This window comes from Sphaerobacter sp., assembly GCF_019683595.1.
In the GTDB taxonomy this organism is placed as follows: domain Bacteria; phylum Chloroflexota; class Chloroflexia; order Thermomicrobiales; family Thermomicrobiaceae; genus Sphaerobacter.
In genome coordinates this window covers 1-16,221 of record NZ_JADGHZ010000023.1, presented here as the reverse complement: position 1 = coordinate 16,221, position 16,221 = coordinate 1, and the positions used below count along the sequence as shown (strand labels likewise).

Annotated in this window: 12 protein-coding genes and 1 riboswitch; of the genes, 5 read left to right on the top strand and 7 right to left on the bottom strand. The window is 68.3% G+C overall.

Annotation, left to right across the window (positions count from 1 at the left end):
* Positions 1–149 precede the first annotated feature (149 nt).
* Both accD and IRZ30_RS04500 read left to right on the top strand, forming a co-directional pair.
* Positions 150–1,070, top strand: a complete 921-nt coding sequence (gene accD / locus IRZ30_RS04505; protein WP_294083387.1) for an acetyl-CoA carboxylase, carboxyltransferase subunit beta — start codon at positions 150–152, stop codon at positions 1,068–1,070.
* Positions 1,063–1,938: an acetyl-CoA carboxylase carboxyltransferase subunit alpha gene (locus tag IRZ30_RS04500; protein ID WP_294083384.1), complete on the top strand. Its 876-nt coding sequence runs from the start codon at positions 1,063–1,065 to the stop codon at positions 1,936–1,938. Before accD ends, IRZ30_RS04500 begins: the two co-directional genes overlap by 8 nt.
* Before the next feature lie 116 nt (positions 1,939–2,054).
* On the opposite strand, the gene IRZ30_RS04495 is transcribed toward IRZ30_RS04500, so the two are convergent.
* The 4 genes from IRZ30_RS04495 to IRZ30_RS04480 all read right to left on the bottom strand — a co-directional run bounded on the left by IRZ30_RS04495 (position 2,055) and on the right by IRZ30_RS04480 (position 5,648).
* Positions 2,055–3,053 carry a ring-cleaving dioxygenase gene (locus tag IRZ30_RS04495; RefSeq protein ID WP_294083383.1) on the bottom strand — a complete coding sequence of 333 codons (999 nt, stop codon included), beginning with the start codon at positions 3,051–3,053 and terminating at the stop codon, positions 2,055–2,057.
* On the bottom strand, positions 3,050–3,718 hold the full coding sequence (locus IRZ30_RS04490; protein ID WP_294083382.1) for an alpha/beta hydrolase: 669 nt from the start codon (positions 3,716–3,718) through the stop codon (positions 3,050–3,052). Before IRZ30_RS04490 ends, IRZ30_RS04495 begins: the two co-directional genes overlap by 4 nt.
* A gap of 146 nt (positions 3,719–3,864) precedes the next feature.
* Entirely contained in the window at positions 3,865–4,380 is a 516-nt protein-coding gene (locus IRZ30_RS04485) for an Hsp20/alpha crystallin family protein (protein WP_294083381.1), read from the bottom strand.
* 125 nt (positions 4,381–4,505) lie between these two features.
* Complete coding sequence (locus tag IRZ30_RS04480; protein WP_294083379.1) at positions 4,506–5,648, bottom strand: site-2 protease family protein; 1,143 nt, start codon at positions 5,646–5,648, stop codon at positions 4,506–4,508.
* A gap of 433 nt (positions 5,649–6,081) precedes the next feature.
* Between IRZ30_RS04480 and rpoN the strand changes: the two genes are divergently transcribed.
* Entirely contained in the window at positions 6,082–7,500 is a 1,419-nt protein-coding gene (gene rpoN, locus IRZ30_RS04475) for an RNA polymerase factor sigma-54 (protein WP_294083377.1), read from the top strand.
* Between the two features lie 106 nt (positions 7,501–7,606).
* Here the strand turns inward: rpoN and IRZ30_RS04470 are convergent, their stop codons facing one another.
* On the bottom strand, positions 7,607–8,653 hold the full coding sequence (locus tag IRZ30_RS04470; RefSeq protein ID WP_294083375.1) for a hypothetical protein: 1,047 nt from the start codon (positions 8,651–8,653) through the stop codon (positions 7,607–7,609).
* A gap of 441 nt (positions 8,654–9,094) precedes the next feature.
* Positions 9,095–9,196, bottom strand: a riboswitch (SAM riboswitch).
* Positions 9,197–9,638: 442 nt separating this feature from the next.
* Between IRZ30_RS04470 and pyrB the strand changes: the two genes are divergently transcribed.
* Positions 9,639–10,568 (top strand): aspartate carbamoyltransferase, encoded by a 930-nt coding sequence (pyrB, locus tag IRZ30_RS04465; RefSeq protein ID WP_294083373.1) that lies wholly within the window; start codon positions 9,639–9,641, stop codon positions 10,566–10,568.
* Positions 10,569–10,643: 75 nt separating this feature from the next.
* Here pyrB and IRZ30_RS04460 read toward each other — a convergent pair whose 3' ends face one another.
* Both IRZ30_RS04460 and IRZ30_RS04455 read right to left on the bottom strand, forming a co-directional pair.
* Positions 10,644–11,981 (bottom strand): hemolysin family protein, encoded by a 1,338-nt coding sequence (locus tag IRZ30_RS04460; RefSeq protein ID WP_294083372.1) that lies wholly within the window; start codon positions 11,979–11,981, stop codon positions 10,644–10,646.
* A 96-nt stretch (positions 11,982–12,077) separates the two neighbouring features.
* On the bottom strand, positions 12,078–13,103 hold the full coding sequence (locus IRZ30_RS04455; protein WP_294083371.1) for a sigma-70 family RNA polymerase sigma factor: 1,026 nt from the start codon (positions 13,101–13,103) through the stop codon (positions 12,078–12,080).
* Between the two features lie 271 nt (positions 13,104–13,374).
* Here IRZ30_RS04455 and IRZ30_RS04450 point away from each other — a divergent pair, with 271 nt between their 5' ends.
* Positions 13,375–15,927 carry an SMC family ATPase gene (locus IRZ30_RS04450; protein WP_294083369.1) on the top strand — a complete coding sequence of 851 codons (2,553 nt, stop codon included), beginning with the start codon at positions 13,375–13,377 and terminating at the stop codon, positions 15,925–15,927.
* Positions 15,928–16,221 lie beyond the last annotated feature (294 nt).

The following is a 16,221-nucleotide window of genomic DNA, read 5'->3' as shown; positions in this document are numbered from 1 at the left end:
TCCCAGTCGCATCCACTGTAGTGCGCACGCTGCATGCCGGTCAAGCAACACCGGACGGCCCGCACCTCGAGCCGCGCGTTGCATGTGCTATACTCCACCGGATCGCAAACGGCGCGCCGCCCACCGTCGCGCCAATCCGGGGGGAAGTCATGCGGGAACTGTTCCGCCGACAACCGCGCTTCACGGTCGAACCGCAGGGCGAGGACAGCCCGGTCGTACCCGATGATCTCTGGGTCAAGTGCCCACGCTGCCGCGAGCTGACCTACTCGCGTGAGTTCGAGCGCGAGTTGCGGGTCTGCCCACGTTGCAACCACCACTTCCGTCTCACCGCCGCGCAGCGGATCGCGATGCTGACCGACCCGGGCAGCTTTGTTGAGTGGGACGCCGGGCTCGAAGCGGCCGACCCGCTCGGGTTCGCCGCCGGCGGCGAGTCGTACCCCGACAAGGTGGCGACGGCGAAGCGGAAGAGCGGGGCCCGCGAGGCGCTCATCACCGGGTCCGCCCGGTTGGACGGTCGCCCGTTCGCGCTGGCGGTCGCCGAGTTCGGCTTCATGGGCGCCAGCATGGGCTCGGTCTTTGGCGAGAAGCTGGTGCGGGCGATCGAACGGGCCATCGAGCAGGAATTGCCGCTGGTCACGGTCTCCTCATCCGGCGGGGCGCGCATGCAGGAGAGTCCCTTCTCGCTGATGCAGATGGCAAAGACCACAGCCGCGCTGGCGCGGCTGGGCGAGGCCCGGCTGCCCCACATCGCGGTGCTGGTGGACCCGTGCTACGGCGGGGTCACGGCCAGCTACACGACGGTCGCCGACGTCATCATCGCGGAACCTGGCGCCATGATCGGCTTCGCCGGGCCGCGCGTCATCGAGCAGATCACCCGGCAGAAGCTGCCCGAGGGCTTCCAGACGGCCGAGTTCCTGCTGGAGCACGGCATGATCGACCTCATCGCGCCGCGGCGCACCCTACGCGCGAAGATCGCGACCTTGCTCGACCACTACGCACTGGCCCGCCGGCAGCCGGCCCGCCGCACCGCCGGCGCGGCCGCCTCCGCGCAGGAGGCGCCCGATGCCTGAGACTCTCTCGGCCTGGGAGCGCGTGCTCCTGGCCCGGAACCCGGCCCGCCCGCACACCCAGGACTACGTGGCGGACCTGATCTCCGGGTTCGTGGAGCTGCACGGCGACCGGCGCTTCGGCGACGATCCCGCCCTGCTCGGCGGCATTGGCACGTTCCGCGGCCGGGCGGTCGTCGTCGTCGGCCATCGCAAGGGATCCAATACCCAGGAGAACCTGACGCACAACTTCGGCATGCCGCGGCCCGAGGGCTACCGCAAGGCGCTGCGGCTGATGCAGCACGCCGAGAAGTTCGGCATGCCGCTCATCGCCTTCGTCGACACACCGGGCGCCGAGCCGGGGATCGGGTCGGAGGAGCGAGGCCAGGCTGTCGCCATCGCCGAGAACCTACTGGCGCTCGCTTCCCTGCGCGTCCCGACAGTGGCCGTCGTGATCGGCGAAGGGGGTAGCGGCGGCGCGCTCGCCATCAGCGTGGCCGACCGCATCCTGATGCTGGAGAACGCGATCTACGCCGTCGCCTCGCCCGAGGCCTGCGCCGCGATCCTCTGGAAGGACGCGACCAAGGCCCCGGAGGCGGCTGCGACCATGCGCGTCACCGCCGCCGACCTGTACGGCTTCGGTATCGTCGATGAGGTGATCCCCGAGCCGGTCCCGGCTCACGAGCAGCCGACGCAGACCATCCAGCGGGTGGGTGACGCCATTGAACGCCACCTCAGCGAGTTGGAGGCGATGGTGCAGGACGGTGACGCCGGCCTCGACGCGCTCCTCGCCGCCCGCTACCAGAAGTACCGCCGGATCGGCCGCTGGGTCGAAGAGACCGACCCGACCCGCCACCCCAACGGCCCGGTCCCGTCCCACACTGCCGACTAATCCCACTCGCCAACGACGCGCAGACGTTCCCGACACGGTTCGATCCGAATGACCGGCATCCCGTCGGAACCGACGGGAAGGCCGTCCGGTGACACGAGAGCCGGGCGTCGACCGGGTCAATCCCCCGCGCGCGGCGGGGCGAATGTCACCGGCCGGATCGGCTTGAGCCCGGCCTCGATGTCCGCCCGGTGCGGCTCAAGGAACGGCGGCAGGGCCAGCCGCTCGCCGAGGTGCTCCGGATCCTCATCGGTGGCGAACCCTGGGCCGTCGGTCGCGATCTCGAAGAGCACCCCGCCCGGCTCCCGGAAGTAGATCGACTTGAAGTAGTAGCGGTCGATGACCGGCGTCACCCCGATGCCAAGCTGCGCGAGCCGCCGCTGCCAGGCGGCATGCTCCTCGTCGTTGGGTGTACGGAACGCCACGTGATGCACCCCGCCCGCGCCGGCACGCGGGCTGAAGCGAAGGTCGGGCCGCACGACGACGCGCACCAGTGCGCCGGGACCACCGGGCCCGGTCTCATAGGTCACGCTCTGAAACTCACTGTTCCGCTCGTCGGCGACCTGCCGGAAGCCGAGCACCTCGGTCAGGATGAAGGCGGTCGGCGCCAGCTCGCGCACGGTCAGGGTCACCTCCGCGAGCCCGCGGATGCCGTATTCAGCAGGCACCGGCGACCGGTCCCATGGGATCCCAGGCTCCACTCGCGGAGTCGCCTCGCCCGCGGTGTCGTCCATCAGCTCCAGACGCTGCCCCTCGGGGTCCTGGAACGGCAGGACCGCCCGGCCCAGTCGCTCGCCGATCTCCCCCCGCTGGACGCCGTAGGCATCGAGACGCTGCGCCCACCACTCGATCGCGGCTCGCCCCGGGACCCGGAAGCTGGTGGTCGAGATCTGGCCGCTGCCCTCCTGGTTCGCGCCGACCATTTCCCAGTCGAAGAATGTCATCTCCGTCCCCGGCCGGCCCAGCTCGTCACCGTAGAAGAGGTGGTAGGCCGAGACGTCGTCCTGGTTGACGGTCTTCTTCACCAGCCGGAGCCCAAGGACCTCGGTGTAGAAGGCGACGTTCTCCGATGCGCGGCTCGTGACCGCCGTGACGTGGTGGAGTCCGCCCAGGTTCATCGCGTGCTCTCCTCTTCCGTCCATCGGGTTGCCAGCCACGCGGCAGCCTCGCGCACGTCGTCCTGCGTCAGCCCGTGGCCGGTGTCGTGCCAGCGCAGCGCGACGCTCGCGCCGCTTTCGCGCAGCAGCGCGGCCAGCCGCTCGACATCGTCGTTCGGGATCAGGGGATCGAATCGGGCCGCACCCAGCAACACCGGTGTGCCCGTGAGGTCCGGCAGCGGTTCCGGTTCCAGCGGGACCATGGCCCGCCACAGCACCGCGCCCGCCAGCAGACCGGGGCGCAACAGGAGCAGGCTCGCCGCGATGTTGGCGCCGTTGGAGTAACCCACGGCCACGACGGGGCGATCGGCGACGCCGTGGCGTTCAACGGCGGCCTGAACGAAGTCCGCCAGCGCGTGGGTTCGCTGGACCAGATCCTCGACGTCGAAGACGCCGGGCGCCAACCGGCGGAAGAACCGGGGTGCGCCGTGCTCGCTCACCGTTCCACGCGGGCTCAGCAGGGGTGCACCTGGGAGCAGCAGCTCACCCAGTGGGAGCAGATCCGCCTCGTCGCCGCCCGTCCCGTGGAGCAGCAGCAGAGCCGGACGGCTCGCCGCCGACTGCCCCGCACCTGTCGCGGGCACGAAGCGATAGCGATGTCCCAGCAGCTCGGACGAATCCTGCATGCTCACTCCCTGCTCAGCATGGCGGTTCGTTCTTGCCAGCGTACCACGCTTGCACCGCGTCGGCCATCGTCTAGCGGCTCACACAAACACACCCCCACGCCGAGCGCGCCGCCGGCCGGCGTGGGGGCGGGTGCAGTCAGGCGTCGCTACGATCGCGGGCGAGCCTGGGCCTCGATCTGCTGCGCGCCCGTGCCGCTCTGGACGGGGATCCTGCGCGCGCGGGCCTCCTCGGCCTTGGGCAGGCGCAGGGTCAGTACCCCATGCTCCAGCGTGGCCTGAGCCTGATCGGCCTTGACGTCGGTCGGCAGCGTGATCGTGCGCTCGAACCTCCCGTAGCGGCGCTCGCGCACCAGCCAGGTGCCGCGGTCGCGGCTCTCTTCCGGACCTTCTTCCTGCTCGTACTCTTCTCGCGTCTCGCCGCTGATCTGGAGGGTGTTGCCGGTGATCTGGATGGAGACGTCGTCGGGCCGCACACCCGGCATCGTCGCCTTCACGATGTACGCGTCGTCGGTCTCACGCACATCGAGCGGCATCCCCATCCCCATGCTGCCCGAGCGCAGCATCGACGTCGCCGGCCGCACGAAGCTCTCACGGAGGAGCTGGTCCATCGCCTCGCGGAGCGACATCATCTCACTCCACGGATCCCATCGGGTGATGCTCATTCCACCGTCTCCCTCCCTAGGAAAACCGTCGCATCGAGTCGGCGCGAGACGGCACCGGCGTAAGACCGGTCAGCACGCAATGTCCATGCCGGTGTCGGGAGGCTGAGTGGGGGCGATCGGCGCGGTCAGCGGCCGATCAGGCCGAGTGCCTCGATGAGCCCGCGGTAGCGATCGCGCGTGCCGAAGCGTTCCTGGAGGTAGCGGTGGACGTGGACCAGGCGGTCCGAGGTGAAGATGCCGCGATAGAGGCCCCCCTCGACGATGGGGATGGCTGTCCGGCCCGTGGCGAGCATGCGGCGGTGGACGTCGTAGACGGAGCTGTCCACGTCCATGGCGGTAACGTCGCGGTCCATCACATCGGCCACGCGGAGGCTGTTGCCCTGGTGGAGGCGGGCCAGCACCTCATCGCGCCAGAGCATCCCGACCACGACGCCCCCGTCGGTTACCGCCAGGTCGCGCGGCCCGCCCAGGACGGCATGGCTCAGCGGCGAATCGGGCGAGACGCCGCCGGAGTCCCAAAGGGCGAACTGCCCCACCGGGAGTGAGCGCAGCGCCGCCTCGACGTAGATCATGCGGGACTCCACGAAGGCCGCCAACATGATGAAGATGGAAACCAGCGGGAGGGCAACATCACGGGTGTAGAACCCGGCGACGATCAGTGCCAGCGCCAGGAACTGGCCCAAGAACACGGCGACGCGCGTGGCCAGCACCCGGTTAGATACCCCGGTGAGTAGCGCGCGGAAGATCCGGCCGCCATCCATCGGGAAGGCCGGCAGCAGGTTGAAAGCCGCCAGCATCAGGTTGGCGATCCAGAGGTGAATCACGAAGCTCGCGCCGTCGATCCCCTGGATCAAGAGGAGGAATCCGTAGGCGTCGCGGACGCCACTCGCGAGCGCGATCGCCAGCACCAGCGGCAGCAGCCCGGCTGCGACGATCAGGTTGAGGATCGGGCCCGCCAGCGCCACGGTCGCTTCGCGCCGGGGCGTCATCGGCACCTGCTCGATGCGCGCCACCCCGCCGATGGGCAGCAGGGTGATGTCGTGCACCGTCAGGCCATAGCGGAGCGCAACGAAGCTGTGGGCCAGCTCGTGACCGACGACGCAGACGAAGATCGCGGTCAGGATGAACACGCCGAAGAGGACACCCAGCAGCCCGTTGTCGGGGGCGATTCCCCAGTAGTAGGTCACCCAGAGCAGCGCGAGGAGGAAGCTTGGGTGCACCTTGATCTCGATGCCCCGGATCGTAGCGATCCGCAGCCCTCTCCCCACGGTTTTCCACTCCCTAACCGGTACCCTGCGGCTCGGAGCAGCCTGCGGCGTCCTGGTGACACGCGCTACCGTGTATGAGCCGACCGGCACGAGCCACGCACGATAATAGCAGGAAGGCGGCTCTAGTGCACCATCCGGCCTTCCAGCGCGACCTGCTGTGGCACGGTGCCTGCGTAAAGCGGGGTATCAACCCCGTCAGGTCGCACCAACCACCAGCCCCTCGGTTTGTCCCCGGCGCGACCGCGGAGTGCGTTTTTCTCGCAAGATCCTTGCCAACGCTTCAACCGCCCCCTATACTGGGGTGACAGGACGGGCACGCCCTCGTGTCCACCGGCGTCGGTGGTTCTCCGGAGTCCCGCCTCAACGTTGTACGACCCGGCCGTCCCGCCAGACGCACGGTACGGGAGACCTACGAAGGTCAAGGAGGGTATGCATGCCGGGTATGGATGTCTCGATGGATCTCAGCCCCGAAATGCGGGTCTGGATCTCCCCCAGCCTCATCGAGGCCAACTACATCCTCAGCCTCTCACGAATGGAGCTTCAGGAAGTCATCAAGCAGGAGCTGGAGGCCAACCCGGCACTGGAGATGGAGGAACGGGAGATCTGCCCCATTTGCGGCGGCGTGATCGAGGGCGGCTTTTGCCCCACCTGCCTCATCGACCAGCGGGAGCAGCACCCCGAGGAGCCGTTCGAGGACTATCCCGAGCAGCTCTACACCGCGGTCTCGCGCGAGCGGGATGACTCGGACGACTTCGACCCTATGACGCTGGTGGCCTCGGAGCAAACCCTCCAGGAGCAGATCCTCTCCGACGTCGCCACCCTCTGCCAGAACGGGGATCTGAGCGTCGCCGAGTACCTGATCAACTCCCTTGACGAGCGCGGGTTCATCGATGTCGACCTGGATGACGTCGCCGCTCGCTTCGGCCGCCCGCGGGAGTATGTCGATCGGGTGATCGGGTACATCCAGTCGGTGGCACCGATCGGGGTCGGTGCACGCGACCTGCGCGAGTGCCTGCTCATCCAACTGCGCTATCTCAAGGACATCGGGGTCGAGGTGCCCCCGTATGTCGAGCCGATCCTGCGTGACTACCTGGAGCAGTTTGGCGCCCACAAGTTCGGCTTCATCGCCAAGGAGCTGGGGATCACCAACGAGCAGGTCGAGGAAGCGCGGGACTTCATCCGCGCCCACCTCAACCCCTACCCGCTGCAGAGCCAGGAGGCGCGCTACTGGAAGACGCCGCTCCGCTCCCCTTACGTCGCGCCCGATGTCGTTGTCAGCCTGCGCGACGGCGAGCTGGCGGTGGAGGTCGTGGACACGCGGCACTTCCACCTGCGGATGAACCCGATGTATGCCCAGATCGCTCGCGAGATCGGTCGCAGCCGCACCCGCGGGGACTACAACGACACCGAGCGCCAGCACGTCCGCGAGTTCGTCAACCGTGCCAAGCTCTTCATCTCCAACATCAACCAGCGCCGGGAGACGCTCTACAAGATCTCCCGGTGCATCGTCGAGCTGCAGGAGGACTTCCTGCGCGGCGGCGTGCGCGAACTGCGCCCGCTGACCCGGGCCGTCGTCGCCCAGCAGGTCGGGGTACACGAGTCGACCGTCAGCCGGGCCACCGCCAACAAGTTCGTCATGCTCCCCAACCGCAAGGTGATCCCGTTCAGCGACTTCTTCACGCCGTCGCTGAGCGTCAAGGACATCATCAAGGAGATGATCGAGCGGGAGAACCAGCCGCTGACCGACCGGCGCATCTGCGACCTGTTGAGCAAGCAGGGCATCCGCATCGCCCGCCGCACCGTCGCCAAGTACCGCGCCGAGCTGGGCATCCTCCCAAGCACCATGCGGTAAGCGAAAGAGCCGAGCCCCCTCTCCCCGATCGCGGGAGAGGGGGCTCGTCGATGTGTCCGGCCGGCGCCCGTCAGGCCAGGCATAGCCGGGCGTGACGGCCCGACCCCTAGACTACCGACACCACCGGCCCGCTCACCTCGGCATGCAGCCGGAGCAGCGCCGGGATGGTCTCGGGCGGGCGGCGCCCCAGGCCGCACTCCGTGGCGACACCGAAGGCGGGAACCGCGCGCCGGGCCGCCTCGATGCGGTGCCGGGTTCCCTCGACACCGTCGGTGTCGTGGACCAGGCCCAGATACAGCTCCGTCTCGGGGTCGAGCTGCAAGTCGCGCAGCGGGGCGAAGTAGGCGTCGTCGCTACGGTCGGCCGGCACCGGCAGGTGAAGCCAGGTGATCGGCCGCTGCACCCCGGCGGCGATGCGATTGGCGAGGTCGGTCAGGAGCCGGGTGTCTTCCGGCTGCTTGAAGTGCCGGTGACCGGCATCGCCGTAGCAGAGGTGGTAGCCCAGCTCGACGTCGGTCGGGATGTAGTCACCGATACGGACCAGCCGCTCGACGATCGCCTCGCGCGGGTTATCGAAGGCGGACGGAAACGTCTGCTCCAGGATGCCGACTTCGACGGCCACATCCCACTGGATCGCCAGGTCATCGCGCGGGATCGCCTCGAGGATCTCGTCGACTTCGGCCAGCAGCCGTGCCTCGTAGGCCGGCTCGATTGCGGCCTGCGACTCGGGCTGCACGTAGGCGGCGACCGACGCCAGGGGCGTCGGCAGCGACACCTGGAAGCGAACGTGCGCCGGGATCGTCCCGGCCGCCTTGAGCTGCGTGAAGGTCTCGTACGACGCCCTCGCCGCGTCGGCGTAGCCCAGGTTGTCGAACCGGATCGCAGACGTGTCCGCCCCGTCCCGGAGTCGGAACTTCGGCACGGGCAAGTAGGCGTCAGGGTTCGGTGGGACCACCTCGAGTTGCGGCACCCTGGCCAGCACGTCGTACTGCCACCCGATCCAGTTGCTGCGCACGCCGGTTTCCCCGTCCGGGATGCGGCGCAGGCGGTCACCGAGGATGTCCGCGGCAGTCTGGAAAACCTCGGTGGCATTGGCCAGCGGGACGCTCCCGACAAGCAGTGCTCCCCGTGGTGCCCCGTCTTGACCGGTCATGATCCGCTCCTTCCATACGGTCGTCAGGCGATCCGCCCCGCACCGTGCGGGCGGCACGCTCGCCTTCCCACTCCACTGCTTGTGACTGATCCGGTGCGATTGGCCGGGGACGAGAAGAGCCCGTCCCCGATTGCTGGGGACGGGCTCGCCAACCCGTGGTACCACCCCGCTTCGCCCGCGCCTCGCGACGCGGACCTCGGTGGGTGCACATGCACCCCGACCTGGATAACGGCGGTCAACCCGGCGGAACCTACTGCGGGCGCATGCCCGGTTCAGCCCGCGGCTCGGAGGTCATCTTCGGCGAGGGCCCGTGTGCCGCCTTCCACCGGCGCGGCTCGCTGAGACCGTGGCGCCTCGCGTACTCTCCTCGTCATCGCCTGTGCGCTCGGCCGTGGGGCAACAAAAAACCTCCACGGCATCGGTGGAGGATCACAGACTGTTCGCTCATCGTGCGGACGCTGTCCGCCGGCATTGGCACCTGGCGCGGTACGCGCTGGTTGCCGGGCTTCGCAGGGCCGTTCCCTCCACCACTCTGGATGAGCAGAGCGTTATTCAGTTGTGGGTCGGATACTACGCTCGTCCGTCGCGGATGTCAATAGGCGTGGGGTGCGTTCCCACATCGTGCCTCTCGGTTCCCGAGAGGATGCTGGAGCGTGCGGGGCGTGGGACAACCCATCGGCCCGGCCATCACGGACTCAGCGAAACCCTGACCGTCAATCCTGGCCGCATGATGGCCGTCAGATGGCACTGGAGCACAGAGCTTGGGTACTCCCAGCCACCACCGTAGTCCGCGCGCTGTCATTCTGAGCGGAGCCGTTCGACGCGAGGGCGCCGGCCGGCTTCGCTCAGGATGACAGCGCGAGGGGAGCGCACTGCTGGCGGAACTACCGGGTTCATTCGCCAGCGTTCATGAGACGGTGAGAACGCCGTAATCCGGGTATACTCTGGGACGGCCCGTTTCCGGCCGAGCAGGGAAGGAGAGACGATGTCCGGGTCGCCAAATGCGCGCAGTATCCTCGCCGTCGAGCAGTTTGACCGACCCTTCCTCGAACAGCTCTTCGCGCGCGCCGACGAGATGCGCGTGATTGTGGCCGCCGGCGGCTCCAACCGGCTCAGCGGCCGGATCATGGCGACCCTTTTCTTCGAGCCGAGCACGCGCACGCGCCTGAGCTTCGAGTCGGCGATGATCCGGCTCGGCGGGCAGGTGCTCTCGGCCGAGTACGCGCGGGAGACCTCCTCCGCGGCCAAGGGGGAGACCATCGAAGACACCGCGCGCATCGTCGAGTCGTATGCCGACGTCATCGTCATCCGCCACCCCGAGGCCGGCTCCGCGGCCCGCGCAGCGTCCGTGATCAACATCCCGGTCATTAACGCCGGCGATGGGCCGCACGAGCACCCGACCCAGGCGCTGCTCGACCTCTACACCATCCGCTCGGAGCTCGGCCGGATCGACAATCTGCGCATCGCCCTTGTCGGCGATCTCAAGTACGGCCGCGCCGCCCGCTCGCTCGCGCTCATCCTGGCGCAGTGCCAGGGGATTGAGTTGACCTTCGTCTCTCCGCCGAACGTCCGCATGGGCGAGGACGTCACCGCCGCGCTGGCGGCCGCCGGAGTCCGCTTCCGCGAGGAAAGCGACCTGTCACGGGTCCTGCCCGACGTCGACGTCGTCTACCAGACCCGCATCCAGCACGAGCGCTTCACGTCGGAGGAAGAGTACGAGGCCGCGCGAGGCCTCTACATCATCGACACGGCAAGCCTCGGCCTGATGCAACCGAACGCGATCCTGATGCACCCGCTGCCCCGCGTGGACGAGATCGCCCCCGAGGTCGATCGCGACCCGCGCGCCGCCTACTTCCGGCAGGCGCAGAACGGCGTCTATATCCGCATGGCCCTGCTCGACATGCTGTTGGGGTAGCTGACAGCGCGGATTACGCGACTCCCATGCGCGCAACCCGGCCGCGAGAGCGCGATCCGCGCCCCGCCCGACGCGCTACGCCCCTGCCTGCTCCTCGGCCACGACGTTGTCGCGGGTGAGGCACAGCCGGGCGATACGAAGGCCGTCGAGCACATCCACACGGAAGGTCGCATCGCCCACCCGCACCGTGTCGCCGACCTCCGGCTTGCGGCCGAGCTGGCCGAAGACGTACCCGCCGATGGTGTCGAAGTTCGGGTCGTGGATGTCGAGGCCGAAGCGCTCGTTGACCTCCTCGATCAGCATGAGCCCGTTGATGCGCACCGACCCGTCCGGCAGCACCTCGACCTCCTGCTCCGGCCGCTCGAACTCGTCCTGCAACTCGCCGACGATGCGCTCGACCAGGTCCTCCATCGTGATCAACCCCGCGGTGCCGCCGTATTCGTCGATGACGATGGCGATGTGTGTCCGCCGCTGCTTCATCAGCGCCAGCACCTGATCGATCGGCAGGCTGTCCGGCACCGTCATCGCCTCGCGGGTGATCGCGCGGATGGAGAACCCGTCCGTCTTCCCGGCGGCGAGGATCGGGAAGAGATCCTTGCTGTGGACGATGCCGACGATGTCGTCGAGCGTCTGATCGTAGACCGGGTAACGCGACCGGCGTTCCCGCGCGATGACCTCGATCAACTCCGGCAGCGTGATATCGACCGGCACCGCGACCATCTCTGTCCGCGGCACCATCACCTGCCCGGCGTCCAGGTCGGCAAAGGTGAGGAGCCGGTGGATCATCTCCTGCTCGCTCGTTTCGAGCTGCCCGCCGCGGGCGCTCGCCTCAACGAGCATCTCCAGCTCCTCCACCGTGTAGACCAGGTGGCTCTCGCTCTGGTAGCGCAGGCCGAACGGGCGAAGCAGCCACTCGGTCGCCCAGTAGATCACCGCAATCGCCGGACGGAAGATGGACGACATGAACTGGGTGATCTGGGCGGTGAGCAGGATGGTGCCTTCGGCGCGCTGGATGGCGATCATCTTGGGCACCTGCTCCCCCAGGATGATGTGGAGGAAGGTGATCAGGATAAACGCGGTCGCCACCGCGGCACTGTGCGAGGCGATGCCTTGCCAGCTACCGGGCAACATGGCGAAGAGACGGGCGAAGAGCCGCGCGAACGCCGGCTCACCCAGCCAACCGAGCCCCAGGCTGGCGACCGTAATCCCGATCTGGGCTGCGGAGATGAACCGGTTGGGGTCGTCCATGGCCCGCAGCACCGCGCGGGCCAGCCGGTTCCCCTCCGCTGCCATCTGTTCGATGCGGGTACGGCGGGCCGAAACCAGCGCGAACTCCGCCGCGACGAAGATGCCATTCGCGAGGATCAGGAGGAAGACAGAGCCAAGGAGGAGCCACTGCTCCAGACCGAGCACGCCTACTGACACTCCCCACGTAGTCTCACGCTACATCCATACATATGTATCCGCATGTATCCGCAGCGTCAGTCTACGTGGTTTGCCCTTCTCTGACTAGAGCTCGGCGTACGCGGCCAGCCGGTCGGCCGCGCGCCGCCGCAGCTTGCGGAGTGCCTCGCTCTCGATCTGGCGCACACGCTCCCGGCTGATGTCGAGCTGCTGGCCCACTTCCGACAGCGTGTGCGGCGAGCCGTTGCCCAGCCCAAACCGAAGCTGCAACACCAGCCGCTCGCGCGGCGTCAGTTCCTCCAGCACCTCGGCCACATCACGCTGGAGCAGCGTCTCGACCGCCTCCTCCTCCGGAGAGCGCGCCACCTCATCGGCGATGAGATCGGCAAGGGTGCCTTCCTCGTCCTCACCGATCGGCTTCTCCAGCGAGATCGTGCGCTGGGCGGCGCGGATGAATTGCTCGACCTTCTCCGGCGGAACGCTCATCGCCTCGGCCACCTCTTCGGCCCGCGGCGGGCGGCCAAGCTCCTGCGTGAGCTGCATCACGGTCCGGCGATAGCGGGTGATGCTGTCGATCATGTGGACCGGCAGCCGGATAGTGCGGCCCTGATCGGCGATGGCACGGGTGATTGCCTGGCGGATCCACCAGGTCGCGTACGTGCTGAAGCGGTAGCCCCGGCGCCAGTCGTACTTCTGGACCGCGCGGATCAGGCCGAGGTTGCCCTCCTGGATCAGGTCCAGCAACGAGAGCCCACGGCCCACGTAGCGCTTGGCGATGCTGACCACGAGCCGCAGGTTCGAGCGGACGAAGCGCTGAAGCGCCTCGACGTCGCCCTCCTCAATGCGCTTGGCCAGCTCCACCTCTTCCTCCGCCGTGAGCAGCGGCGCCTGCGCGATGTCGCGGAGGTAGAGACGGATCGGATCGGTCGCGAGGGTGGGGTCGTGCTGCAGCAGCTCATCCCAATCCTCGTCGAGAGCCGCCGCGTCGTCCTCCACCTCGACCAGCGCGCGCGAGGACTCCTCGTCCGCGAGAGCCTCCACGTCCAGCTCGTCGGCATCCAATAGAGGCTCCGGCTCGGCCTCCTCTTGGTACTCGTCTTCGTCCGGTCGTCGATCCCTATCCATCACCATCCGCTACGTCCTTCTAGAAGCAGTCAGGGAAGACACTGGACCGACTGCCGCATACGATGCGGTACACTCTGCCTGCGGGTCACAGTCGGCTTCCCTGACATTGCGCCGCTCGCCCCCTCCGTGGCTCCACCCGTCGGCGCATGCAATCGTCGGCACGCAAGAACAATTCCAACTCCGGCGTCGAACCCGCCTGCCCCGGTATACTTGACCATCAGGTCAGCATGGATGCATCGCCGCGGGTCCGTGGCGGTGCCAGGAGCGGCAGCGTCCCATGATACCAACTCACCTCGCCATCCGAAACTTCATGTCCTATCGCGAGCCGGTCGAAATCGACTTCCGCGGCATCCGCGTCGCCTGCCTGTCAGGCGACAACGGCGCCGGTAAGTCCGCCCTGCTCGACGCCATCACTTGGGCGCTCTGGGGCAAGGCGCGCGTCAACAGCGACCGGGACCTCATCTCCATCGGTGCCCCGGACATGGAGGTCACCTTCGGCTTCATCCTGGGTGAACAGGAGTTCCGTGTCACCCGGCGCCGTCGCGCCCGCGCGACCAGCTCGGCCACCCTGGAGCTCGAAGCCATCGAGGGCGACCGCTGCCGGTCTCTCACCGGCGCCAGTCTCCGCGAGACCCAGCAGACGATCGACCGCCTGCTGCGGATGGACTACGAGACGTTCATCAACTCGGCCTTCATCCTGCAGGGCCGGGCCGACGAGTTCACCACCAAGACCCCCCAGCAGCGCAAACAGGTCCTCGCGGAAATCCTCAACCTGAACGACTACGACCGCTACGAAGAGGCCGCGCGCCAGGCATTCCGCGAGCGCGACCGGCGCCTGCGCGAGATCGACCTGCACCTGGCCGAACTCGACAAGCGGCTCGCCGACCTGCCCCGCTACCGGGAAGAGGTCGAGTCGCTCGGTCAGGAACTCCTGAAGCTGACCGACCAGGCCGACGATCTCCGGCAGCGGCTCAACGCCGTGCAGGAGCGCGTCCGGTCACTAGAGTTTACCGCGAGTCAACGCGAGAGCGTAAGGCGGCGCAAGGTCGAATTGGATGTCGCTATCGCCGATCTCGAGCGCCGCCGCGCCGCACTTCACGAGCAGATCGCCGCCCACCGCGCCGTGCTCGCCCGCAGGGATGCGATCGAGGCCGGATACCGCGAACTGACCGAGCTGCGCCAGCGCGAGGCGGAACTGACCGACCGGCTGTCGGCCCGCCAGGAGCTGATCGAGCGCCGCCGCGCCATCGAGCAGGCGATCCAGCAGGCCACCCACCGGCTCGAGACGGAGATCCACTCGGTCACCTGCCAGATCGACGAGCGCCGCCTGCAACTCAAGGAGCTGCCGGACGTCGTCGCCCGGCTGGACGCCGTCAACGCCGAACTTGCAGAACTGGCCGGCGTCGCCGACGCGATCGCCCAGGAGCACGCGGCGCAGGCCGCCCGCGAGGCGCGACGCGGTGAGCTCCAGGCCGAAAACAAGCGCTTACGGGCCGATATGGAGGAGATCAAGGCCCGGCTCGACCAGATCGAAGGCGCCGGTGCGCTCTGCCCCGTCTGCCGCCGCGAGCTAGGCGAGGACGAGCGCGAGCGACTGCGCGCCGAGTACACCGCGGAAGGCAAAGCGCTCGGCGACCAGTTCCGCGCCAACGCCGCGGCCATCAAGCAACTCCAGGCCGAAGCCGCCGAAGCGGCCGCGAGAATCGAGCACCTGGAACGCCAGCGAGCGCGCGCCGACAAGCTGGAGCGCACCGCCGCCGCGCTCCGCGAGCGGCACGAGCGTCTCACCCGCGCTCAGGCGGAAACGGAGCAACTCGAAGCCCTGCTCGCCGGGCTCCGCGACCGGCTGGCCCGCGGTGCCCCCGGCGCCGAGCACCGCCCTGCCCTCGCCGAGGTGGAACAGGCACTCGCCGACCTCCCCTACGACCGCGAGGAGCACCAAGCAATCAGGGCACGCATCGCCGCGCTGCGCGGCATCGAGGAGGAGCGGCGCCAGCTCGACGTGGCACAGACCGCGCTCGAACGCGACGAGGCCCAGATCGAAACGCTCACGCTCCAGATCACCCAGCACCAGGCGGAGCGAGCCGCCGCCGAGGCGGAGGAAGCCGAACTCAGCGAGCAGCTCACCCAACTGAATCCCTTGCGCGCCGAGCGCGACGCGCTCCAGGCGGAACTGGAAGCGCTGGAGGCGTGTCGTGGCGAGACGCAGGCACGGCTCGGCGCCGCTCAGCAGCGGCTCGACGACTGCCTGCGCCTGCAGGACCTCCGCGAGGAGCGCATCGCCGAGCGCCGCCAGGTGGCCGAAGAGAAGATGATCTACGACGAGCTGACCCTGGCGTTCGGCAAGCGCGGCATCCAGGCGATGATCATCGAGAACGTCATCCCGGAGCTCCAAGACGAGGCCAACGCCATCCTCGACAAGATGCCCGGCAACACCATGCGCGTGGAGTTCCGCACCCAAAAGCAGACGGTGCGGGGCGACAACACGATCGAAACCCTCGACATCGTGATCGGCGACGAGGCCGGACGCCGTCCCTACGAGCTCTACAGCGGCGGCGAGGCCTTCCGCGCCAACTTCGCCATCCGGGTCGCACTCAGCACCCTGCTCGCCCGCCGCGCCGGCACCCGCCTCCAGACACTGGTCATCGACGAGGGCTTCGGCACCCAGGACAGCCAGGGTCGCGACGGACTAATCGAGGCCATCCGCGCCATCGAGCGCGACTTCCAGACGATCCTGGTTATCACCCATCTTTCGGAGCTCAAGGAGATGTTCCCCACCCGCATCGAGGTCCGAAAAACCCCCACCGGCTCCCAGGTCCGCGTGGCGTAGCGGCCGCGGGGGCGGGTGTTGGCCGTGTTCGGTGTGGTGAAGAGGCGCAACGTGGGCGGCACGTGCCCGGGGCCGATGGAGTTTGACGAATACACCCCGTATACCCGCCAGCAGCCCGCTTCCCGTGTGTCATCCTGAGCGGAGCCGGGGGCGGCGGCCAGCCGCACCCGGCGCAGCGAAGGATCTCCCACGTGCGAGGAAGGTCCGACGTGAGATCCTTCGGCTCGGACGGAGCCGCCGCCCCGCGCCCCCCCCCCCCCCGCCCCCCCCAAAAAAAAAAACAAAACGCGGTGG

Excerpts from the sequence above, each read along its gene's own strand:
- accD (WP_294083387.1), top strand. The coding sequence starts at position 150 with ATGCGGGAACTGTTCCGCCGACAACCGCGCTTCACGGTCGAACCGCAG.
- IRZ30_RS04500 (WP_294083384.1), top strand. The coding sequence starts at position 1,063 with ATGCCTGAGACTCTCTCGGCCTGGGAGCGCGTGCTCCTGGCCCGGAAC.
- IRZ30_RS04495 (WP_294083383.1), bottom strand. The coding sequence starts at position 3,053 with ATGAACCTGGGCGGACTCCACCACGTCACGGCGGTCACGAGCCGCGCA.
- IRZ30_RS04490 (WP_294083382.1), bottom strand. The coding sequence starts at position 3,718 with ATGCAGGATTCGTCCGAGCTGCTGGGACATCGCTATCGCTTCGTGCCC.
- IRZ30_RS04485 (WP_294083381.1), bottom strand. The coding sequence starts at position 4,380 with ATGAGCATCACCCGATGGGATCCGTGGAGTGAGATGATGTCGCTCCGC.
- rpoN (WP_294083377.1), top strand. The coding sequence starts at position 6,082 with ATGCCGGGTATGGATGTCTCGATGGATCTCAGCCCCGAAATGCGGGTC.
- IRZ30_RS04470 (WP_294083375.1), bottom strand. The coding sequence starts at position 8,653 with ATGACCGGTCAAGACGGGGCACCACGGGGAGCACTGCTTGTCGGGAGC.
- pyrB (WP_294083373.1), top strand. The coding sequence starts at position 9,639 with ATGTCCGGGTCGCCAAATGCGCGCAGTATCCTCGCCGTCGAGCAGTTT.
- IRZ30_RS04455 (WP_294083371.1), bottom strand. The coding sequence starts at position 13,103 with ATGGTGATGGATAGGGATCGACGACCGGACGAAGACGAGTACCAAGAG.
- IRZ30_RS04450 (WP_294083369.1), top strand. The coding sequence starts at position 13,375 with ATGATACCAACTCACCTCGCCATCCGAAACTTCATGTCCTATCGCGAG.